At 38.1% G+C, this 16,200-nt stretch carries 17 protein-coding genes; 7 read left to right on the forward strand and 10 right to left on the reverse strand.

The features are described 5' to 3' along the window. Window positions 1-88 precede the first annotated feature (88 nt). Window positions 89-1,120, forward strand: a complete 1,032-nt coding sequence (locus WAE64_RS13300; protein ID WP_340237197.1) for a hypothetical protein — start codon at window positions 89-91, stop codon at window positions 1,118-1,120. 621 nt (window positions 1,121-1,741) lie between these two features. Here WAE64_RS13300 and WAE64_RS13305 read toward each other — a convergent pair. Beyond that, window positions 1,742-2,068 (reverse strand): YtxH domain-containing protein, encoded by a 327-nt coding sequence (locus WAE64_RS13305; RefSeq protein ID WP_340237199.1) that lies wholly within the window; start codon window positions 2,066-2,068, stop codon window positions 1,742-1,744. Window positions 2,069-2,102: 34 nt separating this feature from the next. Further along, window positions 2,103-2,348 carry a hypothetical protein gene (locus WAE64_RS13310; protein ID WP_340237201.1) on the reverse strand — a complete coding sequence of 82 codons (246 nt, stop codon included), beginning with the start codon at window positions 2,346-2,348 and terminating at the stop codon, window positions 2,103-2,105. 305 nt (window positions 2,349-2,653) lie between these two features. On the opposite strand from WAE64_RS13310, the gene WAE64_RS13315 reads away from it, so the two are divergent. After that, complete coding sequence (locus tag WAE64_RS13315; protein ID WP_340237202.1) at window positions 2,654-2,794, forward strand: hypothetical protein; 141 nt, start codon at window positions 2,654-2,656, stop codon at window positions 2,792-2,794. Window positions 2,795-2,806: 12 nt separating this feature from the next. On the opposite strand, the gene WAE64_RS13320 is transcribed toward WAE64_RS13315, so the two are convergent. Beyond that, the gene (locus WAE64_RS13320) at window positions 2,807-3,259 is read right to left on the reverse strand and encodes a GNAT family N-acetyltransferase (protein ID WP_340237203.1); all 453 of its coding nucleotides are present in this window, start codon (window positions 3,257-3,259) and stop codon (window positions 2,807-2,809) included. Window positions 3,260-3,299: 40 nt separating this feature from the next. Continuing rightward, the gene (locus tag WAE64_RS13325; protein ID WP_340237206.1) at window positions 3,300-4,331 is read right to left on the reverse strand and encodes an RluA family pseudouridine synthase; all 1,032 of its coding nucleotides are present in this window, start codon (window positions 4,329-4,331) and stop codon (window positions 3,300-3,302) included. Window positions 4,332-4,389: 58 nt separating this feature from the next. On the opposite strand from WAE64_RS13325, the gene WAE64_RS13330 reads away from it, so the two are divergent. Further along, window positions 4,390-5,310 carry a 1-aminocyclopropane-1-carboxylate deaminase/D-cysteine desulfhydrase gene (locus tag WAE64_RS13330; protein WP_340237208.1) on the forward strand — a complete coding sequence of 307 codons (921 nt, stop codon included), beginning with the start codon at window positions 4,390-4,392 and terminating at the stop codon, window positions 5,308-5,310. Between the two features lie 69 nt (window positions 5,311-5,379). Further along, window positions 5,380-6,099: a 6-phosphogluconolactonase gene (locus tag WAE64_RS13335; RefSeq protein ID WP_340237210.1), complete on the forward strand. Its 720-nt coding sequence runs from the start codon at window positions 5,380-5,382 to the stop codon at window positions 6,097-6,099. Here the strand turns inward: WAE64_RS13335 and WAE64_RS13340 are convergent. The 3 genes from WAE64_RS13340 to WAE64_RS13350 are packed head-to-tail and all read right to left on the reverse strand — an operon-like array spanning window position 6,088 to window position 9,769. Then, window positions 6,088-6,948: a DUF5694 domain-containing protein gene (locus tag WAE64_RS13340; RefSeq protein ID WP_340237212.1), complete on the reverse strand. Its 861-nt coding sequence runs from the start codon at window positions 6,946-6,948 to the stop codon at window positions 6,088-6,090. The two genes, WAE64_RS13335 and WAE64_RS13340, sit on opposite strands and share 12 nt — an antisense overlap. Window positions 6,949-7,002: 54 nt before the next feature. Then, the gene (locus tag WAE64_RS13345) at window positions 7,003-8,478 is read right to left on the reverse strand and encodes a capsule assembly Wzi family protein (RefSeq protein WP_340237214.1); all 1,476 of its coding nucleotides are present in this window, start codon (window positions 8,476-8,478) and stop codon (window positions 7,003-7,005) included. A 52-nt stretch (window positions 8,479-8,530) separates the two neighbouring features. Beyond that, entirely contained in the window at window positions 8,531-9,769 is a 1,239-nt protein-coding gene (locus WAE64_RS13350; protein WP_340237216.1) for a DUF819 family protein, read from the reverse strand. Between the two features lie 570 nt (window positions 9,770-10,339). Here WAE64_RS13350 and WAE64_RS13355 point away from each other — a divergent pair. From WAE64_RS13355 to WAE64_RS13365, 3 genes are all read left to right on the forward strand, one after another. Further along, window positions 10,340-10,804, forward strand: a complete 465-nt coding sequence (locus WAE64_RS13355) for an Lrp/AsnC ligand binding domain-containing protein (protein ID WP_340237218.1) — start codon at window positions 10,340-10,342, stop codon at window positions 10,802-10,804. Between the two features lie 122 nt (window positions 10,805-10,926). After that, window positions 10,927-12,792: a hypothetical protein gene (locus WAE64_RS13360; RefSeq protein ID WP_340237220.1), complete on the forward strand. Its 1,866-nt coding sequence runs from the start codon at window positions 10,927-10,929 to the stop codon at window positions 12,790-12,792. A gap of 121 nt (window positions 12,793-12,913) precedes the next feature. After that, the gene (locus tag WAE64_RS13365; RefSeq protein WP_340237222.1) at window positions 12,914-13,303 is read left to right on the forward strand and encodes a sugar 3,4-ketoisomerase; all 390 of its coding nucleotides are present in this window, start codon (window positions 12,914-12,916) and stop codon (window positions 13,301-13,303) included. A gap of 76 nt (window positions 13,304-13,379) precedes the next feature. Here WAE64_RS13365 and hslV read toward each other — a convergent pair whose 3' ends face one another. The 3 genes from hslV to WAE64_RS13380 are packed head-to-tail and all read right to left on the reverse strand — an operon-like array spanning window position 13,380 to window position 16,105. Continuing rightward, window positions 13,380-13,916 (reverse strand): ATP-dependent protease subunit HslV, encoded by a 537-nt coding sequence (hslV, locus tag WAE64_RS13370; RefSeq protein ID WP_340237224.1) that lies wholly within the window; start codon window positions 13,914-13,916, stop codon window positions 13,380-13,382. 1 nt (window position 13,917) lies between these two features. Then, window positions 13,918-14,475 carry a hypothetical protein gene (locus tag WAE64_RS13375; RefSeq protein ID WP_340237226.1) on the reverse strand — a complete coding sequence of 186 codons (558 nt, stop codon included), beginning with the start codon at window positions 14,473-14,475 and terminating at the stop codon, window positions 13,918-13,920. A gap of 1 nt (window position 14,476) precedes the next feature. Further along, window positions 14,477-16,105 (reverse strand): pyruvate dehydrogenase complex dihydrolipoamide acetyltransferase, encoded by a 1,629-nt coding sequence (locus WAE64_RS13380; RefSeq protein WP_340237228.1) that lies wholly within the window; start codon window positions 16,103-16,105, stop codon window positions 14,477-14,479. Window positions 16,106-16,200: the final 95 nt, after the last annotated feature.

A 16,200-nucleotide genomic window follows, 5' to 3' on the forward strand; every position in this document is an offset into this window, starting at 1 on the left:
ATTTTATGTTTTAATTATAGGGTATTTTCTGCCTAAAGAATACCCTCACTACGCCACACGTTTCATGTATTTAACCAAGCTGTTTAAAATGGAAAATGTAGAAAGAAATTCAGTAATTAAAAATTACCAGTCAGGGAAATTGACAATGATGGATGCTTCGTCGATACCGGCGCAGGTCTTCTTCAATCATTTCGAAGCCATTTATCGGAATATTGATAAAGCCAACGAAATGAGCCAGATTACATCCTTACCTTTCTGGAAGAAATTTAAACCCTTTATAAATGATAACAGGGTTAATTATATTAAATCAATGATGCTCAATGCCTGGAACACCGAGTATGCCTTAAGAAGTGTGGTAAAAACACCTGAGTCTCAGGTTATGAACAGTTCTTTGCACTGGACATTCCCACAGGCTTATTTCAGTGTCTTTTACTCAATAAGAGCATTAATGGGTACACAAGGCATTTATACAGCCGACGAAGGCGCTTTAGCCAAACGAATGGCTACTTGGGTTGAGCATGGGGTTTATCCGGCTTCTTTGGGCTATTATAGCTCAGGTAATTATAACGAATTTAAGATTCACCGTTTGCCAAAGGCCACCGTGATACCGAGTGTTGATTATTTGCGAGACGAGGAAGATGTGGCCTCTCATGTAGCTCAGTTTTTAAAAACTACTCGTACACTAAAAGCCAAGAAATTACGTGAGCAGATACAGGGCAATGAAGACACTGCTTTGAAGAATAAAAAGACGGGTGACCCTATTTTGAAGTTTTCGAAACAAGATTGGGAAAAGATAACTTCTCAGATACCAGTAACTACTGTTTTTGATTTATTGGGCCGTCTTAAATACTCAGAAAATAACCGGGAAATTGAGCGTTATCTTAATGCCAATATCGCATTCGATGCATTTCATGATTCTTTGATAGGTATTGTTTATTACCTCAATCTTGTGCACGAAACCTATCTGGTAAAAGCTTTAGGTATGGAAACCTACCAAAAATTGCTCAACGAAATGCCGGTTTACTTAAGAGAGGGTTTTGCTTTTGAAAGATTCAACCAGCTTATAAAACCTCAATTGCTTACCAAAGCGGTTTATAACAAAAAGCAATTGGCTGCATAATAGATTTCTTACATGATGGGCATAAAAATAGGGGACATTGGTAAATGGCCCCTTTATTGTTGGATTTTGTAGTCAAGAGTTTGGCGGACTTATTTTTGTATGATTTAATAGCAAGTTGTGTAAATTCAAGCAATGCCATTATAAATTTCCTAATTGTGTGAATTTATTTCAATATAGTTGTGTGTATTTACGCAAATAGGATTCAATACGTCCTGTTTAAAAAGCTGGTGAATTTAGTAACTATTTGGGTTTTACTTTTTGTTGTGTGAAAACTGTAATTTTAAACGTTGTGTAATTAAAATAACTTGAGTCATGTGAATCTAGTAACTACTTTAATCTTAATTGTTGTTGTGTGAAACTATAAGTATTGTTGTCAAAAAATAAGTTGTGTAATTAAAATAACTTGAGTCATGTGAATCTAGTAACTATTACTATCCGAAACCGGAATCATAAGTGTTGGAAGTTGTGCGTATTTGAGTTGCGCTCTTTTTTACTTTAGCAGTAAAATATTTTTATAAATTGTTGAATTCGCCTTTGATTGTTTTTTAAAACAAGGGGTATATTAAAGTGATATACCCCTGTTTGACTTTCACAACCACTATAGAATCCACGATTAATATCTTAGTTTGTCCAACTTTTAACTTTATCTTTTCCCTCTTGGGCTTTCTCACTTATCTTGTCTCCAAGCTCATTAGCTTTTTCTTTTGTTTTGTCCCATGCTTCAGAGGCATTTTCTTTGGTTTTATCCCAAGCGTCTGATGCTTTATCTTTAGTTTTATCCCAGGCTTCTGAGGCATCGTCTTTGGTTTCTTCCCATTTGTCTTTAGCCTTATCTTTTAAATCTTCAGCTTTATCTTTTGCGTTTTCGTAAGCGTTTTCAGCTTTGTTTTGCAATGATTCTTTTTTTGATTTTGCTTCGTCTAGCAGTTCTTCTCTTTCCGTTTTCATGTTTTGTTGTGCGTTTTAATTTGTGTTGTGTATATTATTTAGCTTTCAGCGTATCACCTTTTACAACTGCTGCTGAATCTTCGGGAGTAACAATTCCGAAACGGCCACCTTTATTAGGGCCGCCAACTGTAATGAACCCTCCGATATAAGCAATTATTGAAAAAACGATTCCTAATCCTATAAGCCAAATAAACATTTTTTTGAAATTAAGATTCTTTTCTTCTTTCACCTGCTCCTCTTCATTGTGGTCAAGGTGATCAACTTTTTCTGATTTTTTCATGGTTGCGTAGATTTAATGATTTTATACCTAAAAAAAACGTTCCTTTTCAAAATGTGTAGATTTGGAAAAATTTGTGGTATAATTTCCCCAGATTGTGGACGCTAACGAGGAAATTACTCAACTATTGTGCAGCGAATAATAAATCTTACAGAAGTGTATATTTATTGGCAGAAACAGAAAATAAGTTTGCGAGAAAAACGTTTTGATTCTTAATGAGAAAGATAATTGCTATACTTTTTTTGCTCTTTTTGATGCAGGGGTGCTACATATACCGGCCATGCCCCAACAAAGCTTGTAAGGTGTGGATGGAGCACCGACACGGCGAACGTACCTTTTCGCCACGCAAAGTATGGAAAACCCGTGTACACTTTGTTGGTGAAAACCTTGTAGGAAGTAGTAATAAACGTAAAATCAAAAAACAAAGACGCCAAATAGAAAAGAAATGACCTAAGCCAGTTCTAAAAATCTATATGACAGTTAATCCATTCGCCGTCAAACCTCGTCGGGAAGTTCTTTCTGTAGAAATTGATAGCCGGCTCGTTCCAGTCTAGTACTTGCCACATCATACCCGTACAATCGGTTTTCTTGGCTTCTTCAATGGTTTTATCAAACAATAATTTGCCAAGCCCATTGCCACGCATGGCTTCAGTTACCACTATATCTTCAAGATACAATCGTTTGCCTTTCCAAGTTGAATAACGATAATAGTATATTGAAATGCCTTGAATTTTTCCTTCGACTTCTGCCACAAAACAGCCAAAGATTTTATTTTTGCCAAAGCCATCTTTCAGCATCATTTCAACAGTGTTTGTAACCTGCTCAGGTGCTTTTTCGTAGACGGCCAATTCATAAACTAAATCAAAAACTTGCTGAACATCTTCTTTGCGTATTTTTCTTATCTTGATTTTCATAGTTTGTTTTAGGTTAAAACAAATGTAGTTTTTTAGCCTTTTATTCAGTTACGTAATTTTCCCATTTGGTGAGTACACCCTTGAAATCATCGGGCAGCTCGGTATCGAATTGTACCCATTGCTTTGTTCGAGGGTGTATAAAACCCAGCGTTTTAGCATGAAGTGCCTGCCGAGGAATGATATCGAAGCAATTTTCGACAAACTGTTTGTATTTATTAAATACCTGGCCTCTCAAAATTCTGTCTCCACCATATTCGGAATCGTTAAAAAGCGGATGCCCGAGGTGTTTCATGTGTACCCTTATCTGGTGGGTTCGCCCTGTTTCTAAATTGCATTGAATAAGCGACACATAACGCAAATCTTTCAATACTTTATAATGAGTTATTGCTTCTTTAGCGTGCGTATCGTCTGGAAAAACCTCAGACACTTTGCGATTTTTATAGCTACGACCAATATAATTATGGATTGTACCTGACTCTTCTTTAGGTACACCCCAGATAAGGGCATAGTAAGTGCGCTCAATGGTATGTTCAAAAAACTGATTTGCCAGAAAAGTCATGGCGTAATCGTTTTTGGCAATAACCAATAAGCCTGAGGTATCTTTGTCTATTCTGTGCACTAGACCCGGGCGAATTTCGCCGTTTCGATGCGTAGGCAAATTTTGTAAATAGTAAATAAGCCCATTAACCAAAGTGCCCGACCAGTTGCCATAAGCTGGGTGTACTACCATGCCCGCAGGTTTATTGATGATAAGAATATCATCATCTTCGTGCACGATATTGAGCGGAATATCTTCTGGGATAAGCTCGGTATTGCGTGGTGGCTTTGGTAAAGAATAAGTGATTACATCAAATGGCTTTACCTTATAACTTGCTTTTGCGGGTTGCCCGTTTACCTTAATCGTTTCAGCCTCAATGGCATTCTGAATACGGTTACGGGATAAGTTTTTTGAAAAATGCGGCAAATATTTGTCAAGCCTCATAAGTGCCTGGCCTTTATCAACTACCACCCGTTGGTGTTCGTAGAGTTCGTCCTCTTCGTCGTTATCAATATTATCTTGTATTTCAGACATTCTGCTTAATTTTGGTGCAAATCTAAAGACTTGCCTATTTTACCTGCCCAATTATGAAATGGGAGGTTTGAAACTTGATTTATTGCACAAAGATATGCTTGATTTTGAAAAAATACTAAATCTACCTTCTCCATTAGAGCCAATTAGCGATTATAGGTTCGAACAAAAAGGGCTTAAAGTCTTTGTGAAAAGAGATGATTTGATTCATCCACAAATTTCGGGAAACAAATGGCGAAAACTAAAGTTTAATTTATTAGAGGCAAAAAAACTTGGATACACAAAGCTGATTACCTTTGGCGGAGCACATTCAAATCATCTTTATGCCTTAGCGGCTGCGGGTAAATATTTAGGGTTTGAGACAACAGGCATTATCAGAGGCGATGAGTTAAATGCTGATTCGAGCCTTACTTTACAATATGCGCATGAGTGCGGAATGCGCCTTGTTTTTGTTTCAAGAGAGGCTTATCGAGATAAGGAAGAACTATTGAATATTTATCGAACAAGTGACCAATATATAGTTCCTGAAGGTGGTAGTAACGCATTGGCATTGGCAGGAGTAGGAGAGATGTATCAGGAGATAGTGGCACAATTGGGCTACATTCCCGATTATATTATATGCCCTGTTGGTTCGGGTGGTACCATAGCCGGTTTGATTAATGTTGCACCTAAAACCCATATTGTCGGGGTTTGTGTGTTGAAAAATGCACAATACCTTGAAACTGAGATATTAGGCTTGGTAGAAAACAAAGAAAATATAGAGCTTAGAAACTTTGAAATTCTTTGGGATTTTCATCACGGTGGTTATGCCAAAAACACACCTGAATTACTCATGTTTATTGAGCAATTTGAAGAGATGCATCACATAAAAACAGAGTATGTGTACTCAGGAAAAATGTTTTTTGCTTTTTATGAATTGCTGAAAAACAAGATTAAAAATAATAGTACAGTAGTTTTAATTCATACAGGAGGATTGCGTTGATTTTTCATAAATTTGAATACATTTGTAAAAATCAACCGAGTCTGAAATTATTCAAAAAACCTTTATCCTATGCAAATAGAAGTATTCGAGAACCCACAAGAGTTGGCTGAACACACAGCAAAATTTATCCTTAATCTGGTACGTGATAAACCTACAGCAACCCTTATTCTGACATCGGGTGATACGCCTGTAAAAACCTATAAAAAGATTGTGGAACTAGCTCAACCCGGCGATTTTGACCAGGTTACTGTAATCGGTCTTGATGAATGGGTTGGTGTACCTGCTACCAGCGAGGGCAGTTGCCGATATATAGTTGAAGAAAATCTGTTGAAACCGCTGAACGTAGATCAGGCGCAATATACATTTTTTGATTCAATGACGGCTGATTTACAGAGTGAATGTGTGCGTGTTGATAAGCTGATTTTTGAGAAAGGAGGCGTTGATTTTATATTGGTAGGTGTTGGTTTAAATGGACATATTGGCTTAAACGAACCGGGTGTAAGTTTCGATTTATACAGCCATGTGTCTAAACTTGCAGAAATAACTATTTCGACAGGACAGAAGTATTTCAACCAGAGTACTGAACTTACACAGGGTATTACTATTGGCTTAAAACATCTATTAGAAGCTAAAATGGCTGTTCTGATTGCCAATGGAGAGAAAAAAGCTGAAATTGTCAGAGAAATTGTATTGCAAGACCCAAACATTCAATTGCCTGCTACTGTGTTTAAGAAGCATATAAACGGACACGTATGGATTGATAAAGCCGCTGCTTCATTACTTCAATAAGGTAGCCGCATCTACTATTTCGAAATAGGGGTGGGTTTTCAGCATATCTTTTAGTACCTGTATATGCCCACCCCCAATTATAAGCAATAATCTAGCATCTTTCTGGCTAGTATTAAGCAGTATATTCTGCATAATTTTGGTGTTGCGAAAATACTCTTTTGCTGCTAATTCGGCACCATAGCCATTGGTATTATTATCCATCCAACCTGTAATGTTAAAATAGTGGAGGGTAGCAATACTTTCGGCTGAATTGAGTTTTAGCAGGTGGTCTTTAATACTTAAATCCTTCCATGATTCGTATTGAAGCAGATAATTCTTCAAAGCATTATTTACACTAGGGTTTGCTTTGAAGTATGCATCGTAGGGCGGTCGTTTCTTCTCTAATTCACTAGAGTAAAAACTCAGCAATGTATCTATTTTGTTTCTAGCCGATTTCAAACCTGTTGGCAGGTCTGGTTGAATATAATTTACGCAAGTTACGCCAATAGGGTGGTTTATTTGCCGAGCCAGTTTTATACCTAACTGATAGATTTCATTATATAAAATATTATGTGCTTTAGGTTCTATTCCGTTTCTATAATTTTTGTAAACATTGTTCCAGAAGGGCTGTGTGTCGGGCGTGTTTTCTACAAAAATCTTATCGGGTTTGAACTTTGCCAGTGCATCAACTACCTCCGAAATCTGCTCTTGTCTGCTTGCCGACAGTAAATCAATCAGTTTTCCTTGTTTATAATCGGGTGTTTCGCCCATATGAAAAACACCAAGTAAAGCAATTTGTACTTTCTGGGTTTGGGCTACAATCTGAAAAGGCGCAATTATCAGGAAAACAAAAAGAATATAGTTTTTCATGTAGGTGTGTTTTGCTATAAACTTAAGCAAAAAGATTATGAAAGCAGAAATAGCTTACCATTTTTTGATAATTGAAATGTAAGAACCGAAATTATCTCTGATAAGGTCGCCGTGGTCAACAGCTATGTTTACATTCAAATCGGCTTTTAGGCGACTTAAAGGTATAACTGTATTGACACTGTATGAAATCTGATTTACAGGGGTAATAGGTTTACCGACCACATCATAAGAACCGAAGTTTTTGCTGTACGAAACTCTGTTAGTAAAACTTATAGTGCCTATCTGGTTCATTAAGCCTAGGTAAAAAGCCCAGACTCTGTTATTGTTTACAAAAATATAGCCGTTATCAACTTGTTTTTCAGAGCGTAGGTTTTCTTCCGGCGTTAAGAATGGAGTTCCAATCGTATTACGGTTATACGACCAACCATCAAGGTACTGTTGGTGATTAAAAAGGAAGTTTGCTTCGTTGGGATGGCGGTCAGGTAAACCAAGTAATCGGCCAAAAGCCGATACATAATGCCCTTGGTTTTTGGTGTACAGGTACTCAAAAACTACTTTCTTGAAGGCTGATTTGTAAGGCGTAAGGCTGATGCCATACAGGCCATCGTCGGTATTGGTAAGGCCAAACAATTGCCCATCGTCAAAAACAAATTGTTTGTAAACGAGTAGTTTACTTTTATTGATGTTAATTTCTGCGCCGGCATCAAGCGAACCCAAGTGATTGCCAAATCTATTGCCCAACTCAAAATTGTTATAATCTTTATACTTGGGTATATTACCCCATAGTTTTTTAAATGGAAAAACCACATTGCCATACACAAACCAATCTTCCGGGAATTTGCCATTAAATAAGCGGTCGTCGCCTTCCGGTAATGTTACTTTTGGCGTACCTCCCCATTGTACATTATGAACAATCCCGCCAAAGAGTTTTACTTTTGCTGTTGGCGTGCCGAGTCTGAAAAAGAGTGTTTTCTGGTGCAGATAATAGCCTTTGGCATATTTTTGTTCGCCAAACCAGCCATGTGAAAAACTACCTTTAAAGCTAAGCCATTTAAAGAATAATTTGGTGTATTGAGGTATGCTTACCTGAACTTGCGGAATAGGAAGCGCATTGCCCGACCACGATATTGAGCCGGAACTTAATGTAGTATCTACTAAACCGAATATTTCCCTTTTTCGGCCTGCATATATATTAAATACCCCCACTTTGGCATTTACATAACCTTCTGGTACAATCAATTGCGCTTGTTTACCGAGTATAGCTACCAGTTCGGCACCATAGTCTAACTTAAAAAACTTTTTGAGTGTATCTTTCTTGGATTTTATGATTTGCCTGCTAAAAAATGAAGGAGTTCCTTTTGGAATACTCCCAAATTGATTGCTGGCTTGCCAGAATGGCAATTTATTGGTTAGCGAAAAGTATCCACCTAATTCAAACTGATAATTGAATTTATTATTCGGCGGCTGTTTTTCCTGTCCAAAAGCAGCATTGGTAATCAAAAAAATAAATAGTATTGTAAAGCTTTTCATTACATATATTTGGGCTACATCGTAATGATGAACAAATAGACAAAAACAATGCCTAATTTGCAATCCATTGCATAATCAGGCCAGTAACATATCCGCAATATGTTCCGATGGCGTTTCCTAAAATGGCCAGCAATACTCCGATAGGTGCCAAAGAAGGATGAAATGCCGCTGCCACAACAGAGGCTGAGGCTACACCGCCAACGTTGGCTTGCGACCCAACAGCCGTAAAAAAGAAAGGTGCTCTTACTATTCGTGTCGCTATTAACGTAAAAATAGCGTGAATCATAATCCAGACTAAACCGACAATAAATAGTGTCGGATTCTTGAATGCATCAAAAATATGTAATTGCATACCGATGGTTGCAATGAGCATATACAAAAACAAGATACCAAATTTGGTTGCGCCCCACATTTCGAGGTTTCTTGCTTTGGTCGTCGATAATATTAGACCCGACGACGAAGCAATAGTCACAATCCAGAATGATTTTGACGCAAGACTATATGCTTTCAAGGCCGGATAATTCTGCTCAATAAAGGGGGCTATTGTATCGGCCAGCAAATGTGCAACAGCCGTAATACCAAAACCAACTGCTAATAAAATCAGCAATTCCTGAAAGTCGGGATTCTTTTGCTTTACTCCGTTATTCTCAACTTTAATTCTGATTTCTTCAATAACCGATGCATCGGCCCTCATTTTCTTATCAATCAGTGCTGCTTTCCCAACAAAATATAGCAGTAAGCCCAGCCATAGTTCAGAGAATAATACATCTATGACACTCGTTTGCGCAAAAACGTTGGGAGTAGGCTGAAATATTTCTTTGAGGGCTAATTGATTGGCATTACCGCCCGTCCAGCTTCCGGCTATGGTGGCTAGCCCTCGCCATACTTCTTCACCATTTCTGTTCAAAAAGCCAGGGTCAAGCCATTTACCAACCCATAAGCCTACTGGCCCACCTACCATTACACCAACTGCACCAATCAGAAAAACAAATAAAGCTTTACCGCCTAGCCGCCTGATAGCCTGAAAATCGATACCCAATGTAAAAAACACTAGGCAAGTAGGTAGTAGGAATCTTGAAGCTGTTTCGTCTAACTGAGATACATCGGCCGAAATAACATTGAAAGAGCTAAAAAGCCCCGGAATGAAAAAGCATAGCAAAATTGGTGGAACAATTTTATAGACTTTCTCAAGCGCTTTGATTTTGGTTGAGTAAAAAATAAGAGCGAGTGTACAAAGTAAAATACCCAGCACTATGGCGTCGTTGCTAATAAGAGGAGAGGTAGGGTTCATTAATGTTGAGAAGTTGATTTATTATTTTGAATAAACGGTTTTTTTATAGAATACGCAAATAATGGATCTTAATCTATTAAAAAATTGCCGTTTGGTCTCAAATAAAAAACACGCAATCCTCAATTCGGAACTGCGTGTCGCAATTACACTTCATCAACAAACTAAAAACCAAATAATGTTTTTGTTAAGCAAACATACTTAAAAAAAAAGTATGAAAGAAATTTAATCATAAATCTTTCATACTTCACGCTGTAAGAGGGGGACTCGAACCGCCCACGGTGTAGTTAGCCACAGTACAAATTTTGGTGGTCAATCCCAGTCGACTAAAATTGTCCGGCTTTATGCTGCGTTTGTCCTATTATCACCACCCCCGAGACAGGAGGGCATGGCTGCCAATTTCATCACCTTACAGTATCATTATCATTTGCTTCATTTCTTCTGCTTTGATGTCACAAAGTTAATACAAAAAACTAATTGATTGCAAATTTTTTATAAAAAAACTTTAAAATTTGAATAATTGTTAAAATTAAAGTTATTTTGTTGATAAATTCGCAAAAACAGATACTTGGAATGGACAAAAATTTAGAAATTGATAAAACAGATTTGAAGATTTTATCATTATTGATGCAGGATGCCAAAATGCCCTACACAACCATTGGCGAGAAAATCTTTGTTTCGGGCGGTACTGTGCATGTGCGCATGGCTAAAATGGAACAAATGGGTATTGTAAAAGGTTCGCAACTAATTGTAGACCCCGAAAAACTAGGGTGGGATATAAGTGCGTTCATTGGTATTTACTTAGATAAAAGTTCACTGTATGACGAGGTGGCCGACCAACTAGAGAAAATACCCGAAGTAGTTAGTATTAACTATACCACAGGTATGTATAGCATTTTTGCTAAAATTGTGTGCCGAGACACCCCACACCTCAGAGAAGTACTACACGATAAAGTACAAAAAGTACAGGGCATACAGCGTACCGAAACTTTTATATCATTAGAAGAAAGAACGGTGAGGCCAATCCCGCTTTTATAAAAACTTTCAGAGCCTTACAACCTTTTTATATTAGAACAGGTCAATCCATAAAATTAGGAAGGTTCTGAATAAAAATTGATACATTTGTGCTTTAATTTCCTTTCAGGATACAAGAATATTGAATGGACTTTCGAGCATCAAGGCAGAACCAGATTTTTTTAGCTGTTGCAATTTTACTTCCTGTTATTTATGGAGTTTTCTTCATCAGAAATTTTAGTCTCCCGCTAACCGGAAGCGGAGATACTGACGAGTGGGAATATGTAGGCTATTTTTTGGCCAATAATCTCCATTTCGATGTTTTCCCGCAAATTGCCTTGCAACAAAACCAGACGTTTTATCCGTATGGTACAACCCAAGCTTTTGCCGACTGGTCGCTGGAAAGCAATTACTGGTTTGCATTTTTCTATAAAAGCTGGGGGCATGGTGCCTGGCTCAATTATTATTATGTGTTAAGTCTGATAGTCTCTTTTGCGGGTTCGTACTTATTATTAAAAAAGGAGTTTGGCGATAGGAAGGCTTTTTTTGTGGGGTTTGTTGTTACGTTCTTTAATTTTTATGCGCTCAACAAGTACCCGCACCATTTTAACCATAGTACTATTCATTGGACTATCCTGAGTGTATTCTCGGATTTTATTTTAAGTAAAAGAATTATTTTACGAGAGCGAATCTCGGTAAAATGGGTGTTTCTGAAAGCTTTTATATTAATAGCCACGCTGGGCATGAACCTTGGCTATATTTGTGGTTTTGCGCTCACAAGTTTTGTGTTGAGTCTGGCAGTTGTAGGCGTTGTGTTGCTTAGACGACATAAAGAGAATCAGTTGATGTGGTACCTGAGCTATTGGGGACAAGAGCTGAAAGCAAAACCGGCGTATTATTCACTTTTGCTTGTACCACCTCTTTTGTTACTTTATTTTTATTTGCCAATTGTGTGGCAGATTTACCGTGAGTCGCAATCGTTGCATTTTGATAATGCACAATCGCCACATCTCTGGAGCCACCCATTGCGAATGTTGTTGCCATATTTTCCGTTTTTTGAGGCTACTTTTAATCCGTTAATACCATTATTAAAAGATATGCCCGAAGGAAATGGCTCAGGAGCACCCGGTTGGTTTTGTTTGGGTTTAGGAATAATCGGGTATTTTTCGAATCGAAAAAAGTATTGGCTGGTGTTTTTACCATTGGTGATATTGTTGCTTATTTCAACGTTTTATCACCCTAATAGAGTACCAACTTTAAAGATTTTTCCTTGGGGCACATTTAATCGTGTACCATCAAGGTTTACCTCAATTTTACCAGTTATTTTTTGTTGCTTTATTCTGCCACTTGATTTTTACAGGCTTAAAGCACGTAAAATTTTAGGGGGCGTTCTAATAGTTTTATTTTTACTCGAAGGCTTTGTGGTGTATCGGTTTCTTTACAGTAAAGGGCCTTATATAATTGATAGTAATTTTTTTAATTATATGGCTACCGTAGAGAAACAAAAAGGCGAAGCCGTTTTAGATTTCCCGTTTTGTGTGGTAGGGGGAGATGGTACAGGGCTTAAAGAAAATCTGTGCCCTGTTTTTGAGAAAACCTGCAATGTATATGCTATGCGAAGGTTTCATCAGAAAAAGGTAATAGGAGGCTATTACAGCCATATACACCCCGATGCTATAAAAGGTTTTGTTGAAACAGGCTTAGGCAACTTGGCCGAACCTGATTTTAACGATTGGCGAAAGGCTTCTAAACTGGTAAATGAGTTTTCGGAACAGCAACTAACATACTTTATTAAGTATTTACAATACAACGATTTTGTCGGCATCAATTTATGTATCGACCTGATTCCTGAAAAAATGTACGAGCAGATTGTTGAGAAAATCGGTAAGCCGATTGATAGTACAATATTCCCCGGGGCAGGTAAGGTGGTGTTTATTCCGAAGCCAGATTCATGGAAAATGTATACTGACAAAACCAAAGCAGCAAAAATGAAATTTCCGTGTGGGTGTTAAGAAAACTATAAATTTAAGCCAATTTAGAGCCACAGGCTTTTAAATGATAAAAAAAAAAGTTTATTTTACATTTACACTCACTATTTTAATATTAATTCCAATCAAGCTAAAAAATAGCCTTATGGCAAAACTATTTCATTTACAAACGTTTACATCAGAAAAAGGGAGTCTTACTGTTTTTGAAAAAATATTATCAGAAGGCATCAGGAGAATTTTTTATATTTATGGTGCAGAAAATCAAATAAGGGGCGGGCATAGACATGTAATAACAAATAATGCTTTAACTTGTGTGAGTGGTAGTTGTAAAGTTTTTGTTGATGATGGAGAGGTACAGGAAGTTTATGATTTAGATACGCCAGACAAGTGTTTGTTACTCGACCCGAAAGATTGGCACGAAATGTATGATTTCTCTGATAATGCGGTCTTGCTTGTGCTTTCAGACCAGTTTTATGATAAAGAAGATTATATATTTGAAAGATACCCTGAAAAGAAATTAACGCCTGTTCAATAAGTATTTGCGAGAAATTCTACAATAAAAAACCACCTTCGAATTGCTTCGTAAGGTGGTCATATCAAAGTTTTTGCGATTAAAGCGTTTCAATAATAATATTATGGTTGGTATAAATACAAATATCAGCTGCAATATTCAACCCTTCCTGCACCATTTCGTGCGCACTCAATTGCGAAGCATGTCTCTTTAAGGCAATAGCCGCCGATTGTGCAAACATACTGCCTGACCCAATGGCCGCAATCTGATTATCAGGCTCAAGTACATCGCCAGTTCCTGATATTACGAGCAATTCGGTTTCATTGGCTATTATTAACATCGCTTCCAGCTTACGTAAATATCTATCCATGCGCCAGTCTTTGGCTAATTCAATAGCTGCACGTTTCATGTTTCCGCCATAAGAGTTTAGTTTCTCTTCAAAGCGTTCAATCAATGTAAAGGCATCGGCTGTTGAACCTGCAAAACCTGCCAATATTTTACCACCATATAGTTTTCTTACTTTTCTTACATTGCTTTTGGCAATGGTGTTTCCCATAGTTGCCTGTCCGTCGGCTCCAAGGGCTACTTTGCCGTTGTGTATTATGCCGAGAACGGTCGTTGCGTGTATTTTTTCCATCTTATTCTTTAGATTCAATAGAAGTCAGCTTCCAAATGGAGTCTTCCAAATCAAAATTATAAATCAGTGTGTACTTGTAAGGCTTTTTTACATTTACTGTTACCTTGGCCTTTGTCTTGTCTATTTTGGTCGACGAGCTATTTTTTAATGCATAAAGCATCTGCGCAGGAGTAGGAGGGTCTTGCGATAAAAAATAACGGTCATAACTCAATCTTTCTGCTGTATCTTTCTTGGCAACAATTGCCTGAATTTCGGCAAATTCAGCTTTCAGATGCTTGATGTATACACTTGAAAATAAACCTGTTTTCTGGATAGTCGCCAGGTAATTTTGCAGACATTTATTATTAACTTTCGTAATATCATAACCTTCACCATCAAAGCATTCGCCCTCGTCTGGTACTTGTGCGGGCTTATTGAGCCAGTTGAAAAACTGCGAAAGCCTTTGCTGTGGGGTTTCTTGCGCAAATGAAGGTGTTGCTATTGCCAGAAAGCAATAAATCCCCCATGTTTTCAATGAGGGATTTAGCAAAGATTTTAACTGATATAGTCTGACAAACATATTATACCAATAGTTTGTATGGTTCTTCTAGTAATTGTTTCAAAGTAACCATAAAAGCTGCACCTGTTGCACCATCAACCACACGGTGGTCGCAAGTAAGGGTTAGCTTCATAATATTGGTTGCAAAGAATTGGCCATCTTTTACGCCAACAGTTTCTTTAATTGCACCAACCGCCAAAATACAAGACTCAGGAGGGTTGATGATTGAAGTAAACTGCTCAATGCCAAACATACCAAGGTTACTTACTGTAAAGGTGTTACCTTCCCAGTCTTTAGGTTGTAATTGTTTATTTTTAGCTTTACCGCCTAAATCTTTGGTTTCTGCTGCAACCTGCGAAAGTGTTTTTGTATTAGCAAAACGGATAACCGGTACTAATAGGCCTTCTTCAACTGCAACTGCCATACCAATGTGTACATGGTGGTTTTTGCGGATTTTATCACCTAACCACGATGCATTTACCATTGGGTGTTTTGTAAGAGCAACGGCTACAGCTTTAATAACCATATCATTAAATGAAATCTTAACTGGCGAAATCTCGTTCATGGCTTCTCTTGCCTTGATGGCTTTGTCCATCGTGATTTCCATCGTTAGATAGAACTCAGGTGCAGAGAATTTAGATTCAGCCAAGCGGCGAGCGATAGTCTTACGCATTTGCGAAAGAGGTATATCTTCGTAGCTTTCCTGGCCTGCCGGAGCAGCAGCTACTGCTGGTGTTGCAGTTGCAGCCGGAGCAGCCGGTTTAGCTTTTGGTGTAAATGAATCAACATCATTTTTAACGATACGGCCACCTTCGCCAGAACCGTTAACATCTGATAGATTAATGCCTTTTTCTTCTGCTAAACGCTTAGCCAATGGCGATGCAAGGATGCGGCCATTGTTGGCTGATGTAGTAGTTGCTTCTGGTGTAGCTTGTTGAGCCGGTGCTTGCTCTGCTTTCGCTTCTGCCGGAGCAGCTGCTTGTTGAGCTGGAGCAGCCGGAGCTTTACCTGCGTTTAGAAGCGCCTGATAATCGGCACCTTCTTCACCTATAACGGCAATTACTTCGTTGATTTTTGCGGCTTGGCCTGCTTCTACACCAATATATAGAAGGGTTCCATCTTCATAGGCTTCTAGCTCCATCGTTGCTTTATCTGTCTCGATTTCAGCCAGAATATCGCCTGATTTTACTTTGTCACCTACTTTTTTCAACCATGCATGTATTACCCCTTCTGTCATGGTATCGCTCAGAAGTGGCATTTCTACTGTTTTAGCTTTGATATTTGAAATGTCTACTGCCGGAGCCGCCGGTGCAGTAGCTTGTGGCTCAGGCTGAGCGGCCGGAGCTGCTTCCTTCGGTGCTTCTGCAGTTTGTGCTGCACCATCTCCACTTAAAAGGCTTTGATAATCTTCACCGGGCTTGCCAATTACTGCCATGATAGCATCAACCGGAACAGATTGCCCTTTTTCCACGCCAATATATAGCAAAGTGCCATCATAATAAGACTCCATATCCATTGTTGCCTTATCTGTTTCTACTTCTGCTAAAATATCGCCTGATTTTACAGTATCTCCAACTTTTTTATGCCATGCTGCTATAACACCTTCGGTCATGGTGTCGCTCATCTTGGGCATTCGGATTACTTCTGCCATTTTAAAAATTTGCTTGGTTTTGGATTAATGATTTGCTGCAAAGGGTAAATAACTTCTAACAGAACACAGTAGCGTGGTAAAAAGTTACTTTCTTG

Origin of the sequence: Emticicia soli (assembly GCF_037860775.1) — a bacterium.
In the GTDB taxonomy this organism is placed as follows: domain Bacteria; phylum Bacteroidota; class Bacteroidia; order Cytophagales; family Spirosomataceae; genus Emticicia; species Emticicia soli.

Excerpts from the sequence above, each read along its gene's own strand:
- WAE64_RS13310 (WP_340237201.1), bottom strand. The coding sequence starts at position 2,348 with ATGAAAAAATCAGAAAAAGTTGATCACCTTGACCACAATGAAGAGGAG.
- WAE64_RS13365 (WP_340237222.1), top strand. The coding sequence starts at position 12,914 with ATGGCAAAACTATTTCATTTACAAACGTTTACATCAGAAAAAGGGAGT.
- WAE64_RS13315 (WP_340237202.1), top strand. The coding sequence starts at position 2,654 with ATGGAGCACCGACACGGCGAACGTACCTTTTCGCCACGCAAAGTATGG.
- WAE64_RS13380 (WP_340237228.1), bottom strand. The coding sequence starts at position 16,105 with ATGGCAGAAGTAATCCGAATGCCCAAGATGAGCGACACCATGACCGAA.
- WAE64_RS13325 (WP_340237206.1), bottom strand. The coding sequence starts at position 4,331 with ATGTCTGAAATACAAGATAATATTGATAACGACGAAGAGGACGAACTC.
- WAE64_RS13345 (WP_340237214.1), bottom strand. The coding sequence starts at position 8,478 with ATGAAAAGCTTTACAATACTATTTATTTTTTTGATTACCAATGCTGCT.
- WAE64_RS13320 (WP_340237203.1), bottom strand. The coding sequence starts at position 3,259 with ATGAAAATCAAGATAAGAAAAATACGCAAAGAAGATGTTCAGCAAGTT.
- hslV (WP_340237224.1), bottom strand. The coding sequence starts at position 13,916 with ATGGAAAAAATACACGCAACGACCGTTCTCGGCATAATACACAACGGC.
- WAE64_RS13335 (WP_340237210.1), top strand. The coding sequence starts at position 5,380 with ATGCAAATAGAAGTATTCGAGAACCCACAAGAGTTGGCTGAACACACA.
- WAE64_RS13350 (WP_340237216.1), bottom strand. The coding sequence starts at position 9,769 with ATGAACCCTACCTCTCCTCTTATTAGCAACGACGCCATAGTGCTGGGT.
- WAE64_RS13355 (WP_340237218.1), top strand. The coding sequence starts at position 10,340 with ATGGACAAAAATTTAGAAATTGATAAAACAGATTTGAAGATTTTATCA.
- WAE64_RS13330 (WP_340237208.1), top strand. The coding sequence starts at position 4,390 with ATGGGAGGTTTGAAACTTGATTTATTGCACAAAGATATGCTTGATTTT.
- WAE64_RS13375 (WP_340237226.1), bottom strand. The coding sequence starts at position 14,475 with ATGTTTGTCAGACTATATCAGTTAAAATCTTTGCTAAATCCCTCATTG.
- WAE64_RS13360 (WP_340237220.1), top strand. The coding sequence starts at position 10,927 with ATGGACTTTCGAGCATCAAGGCAGAACCAGATTTTTTTAGCTGTTGCA.
- WAE64_RS13300 (WP_340237197.1), top strand. The coding sequence starts at position 89 with ATGGAAAATGTAGAAAGAAATTCAGTAATTAAAAATTACCAGTCAGGG.
- WAE64_RS13340 (WP_340237212.1), bottom strand. The coding sequence starts at position 6,948 with ATGAAAAACTATATTCTTTTTGTTTTCCTGATAATTGCGCCTTTTCAG.
- WAE64_RS13305 (WP_340237199.1), bottom strand. The coding sequence starts at position 2,068 with ATGAAAACGGAAAGAGAAGAACTGCTAGACGAAGCAAAATCAAAAAAA.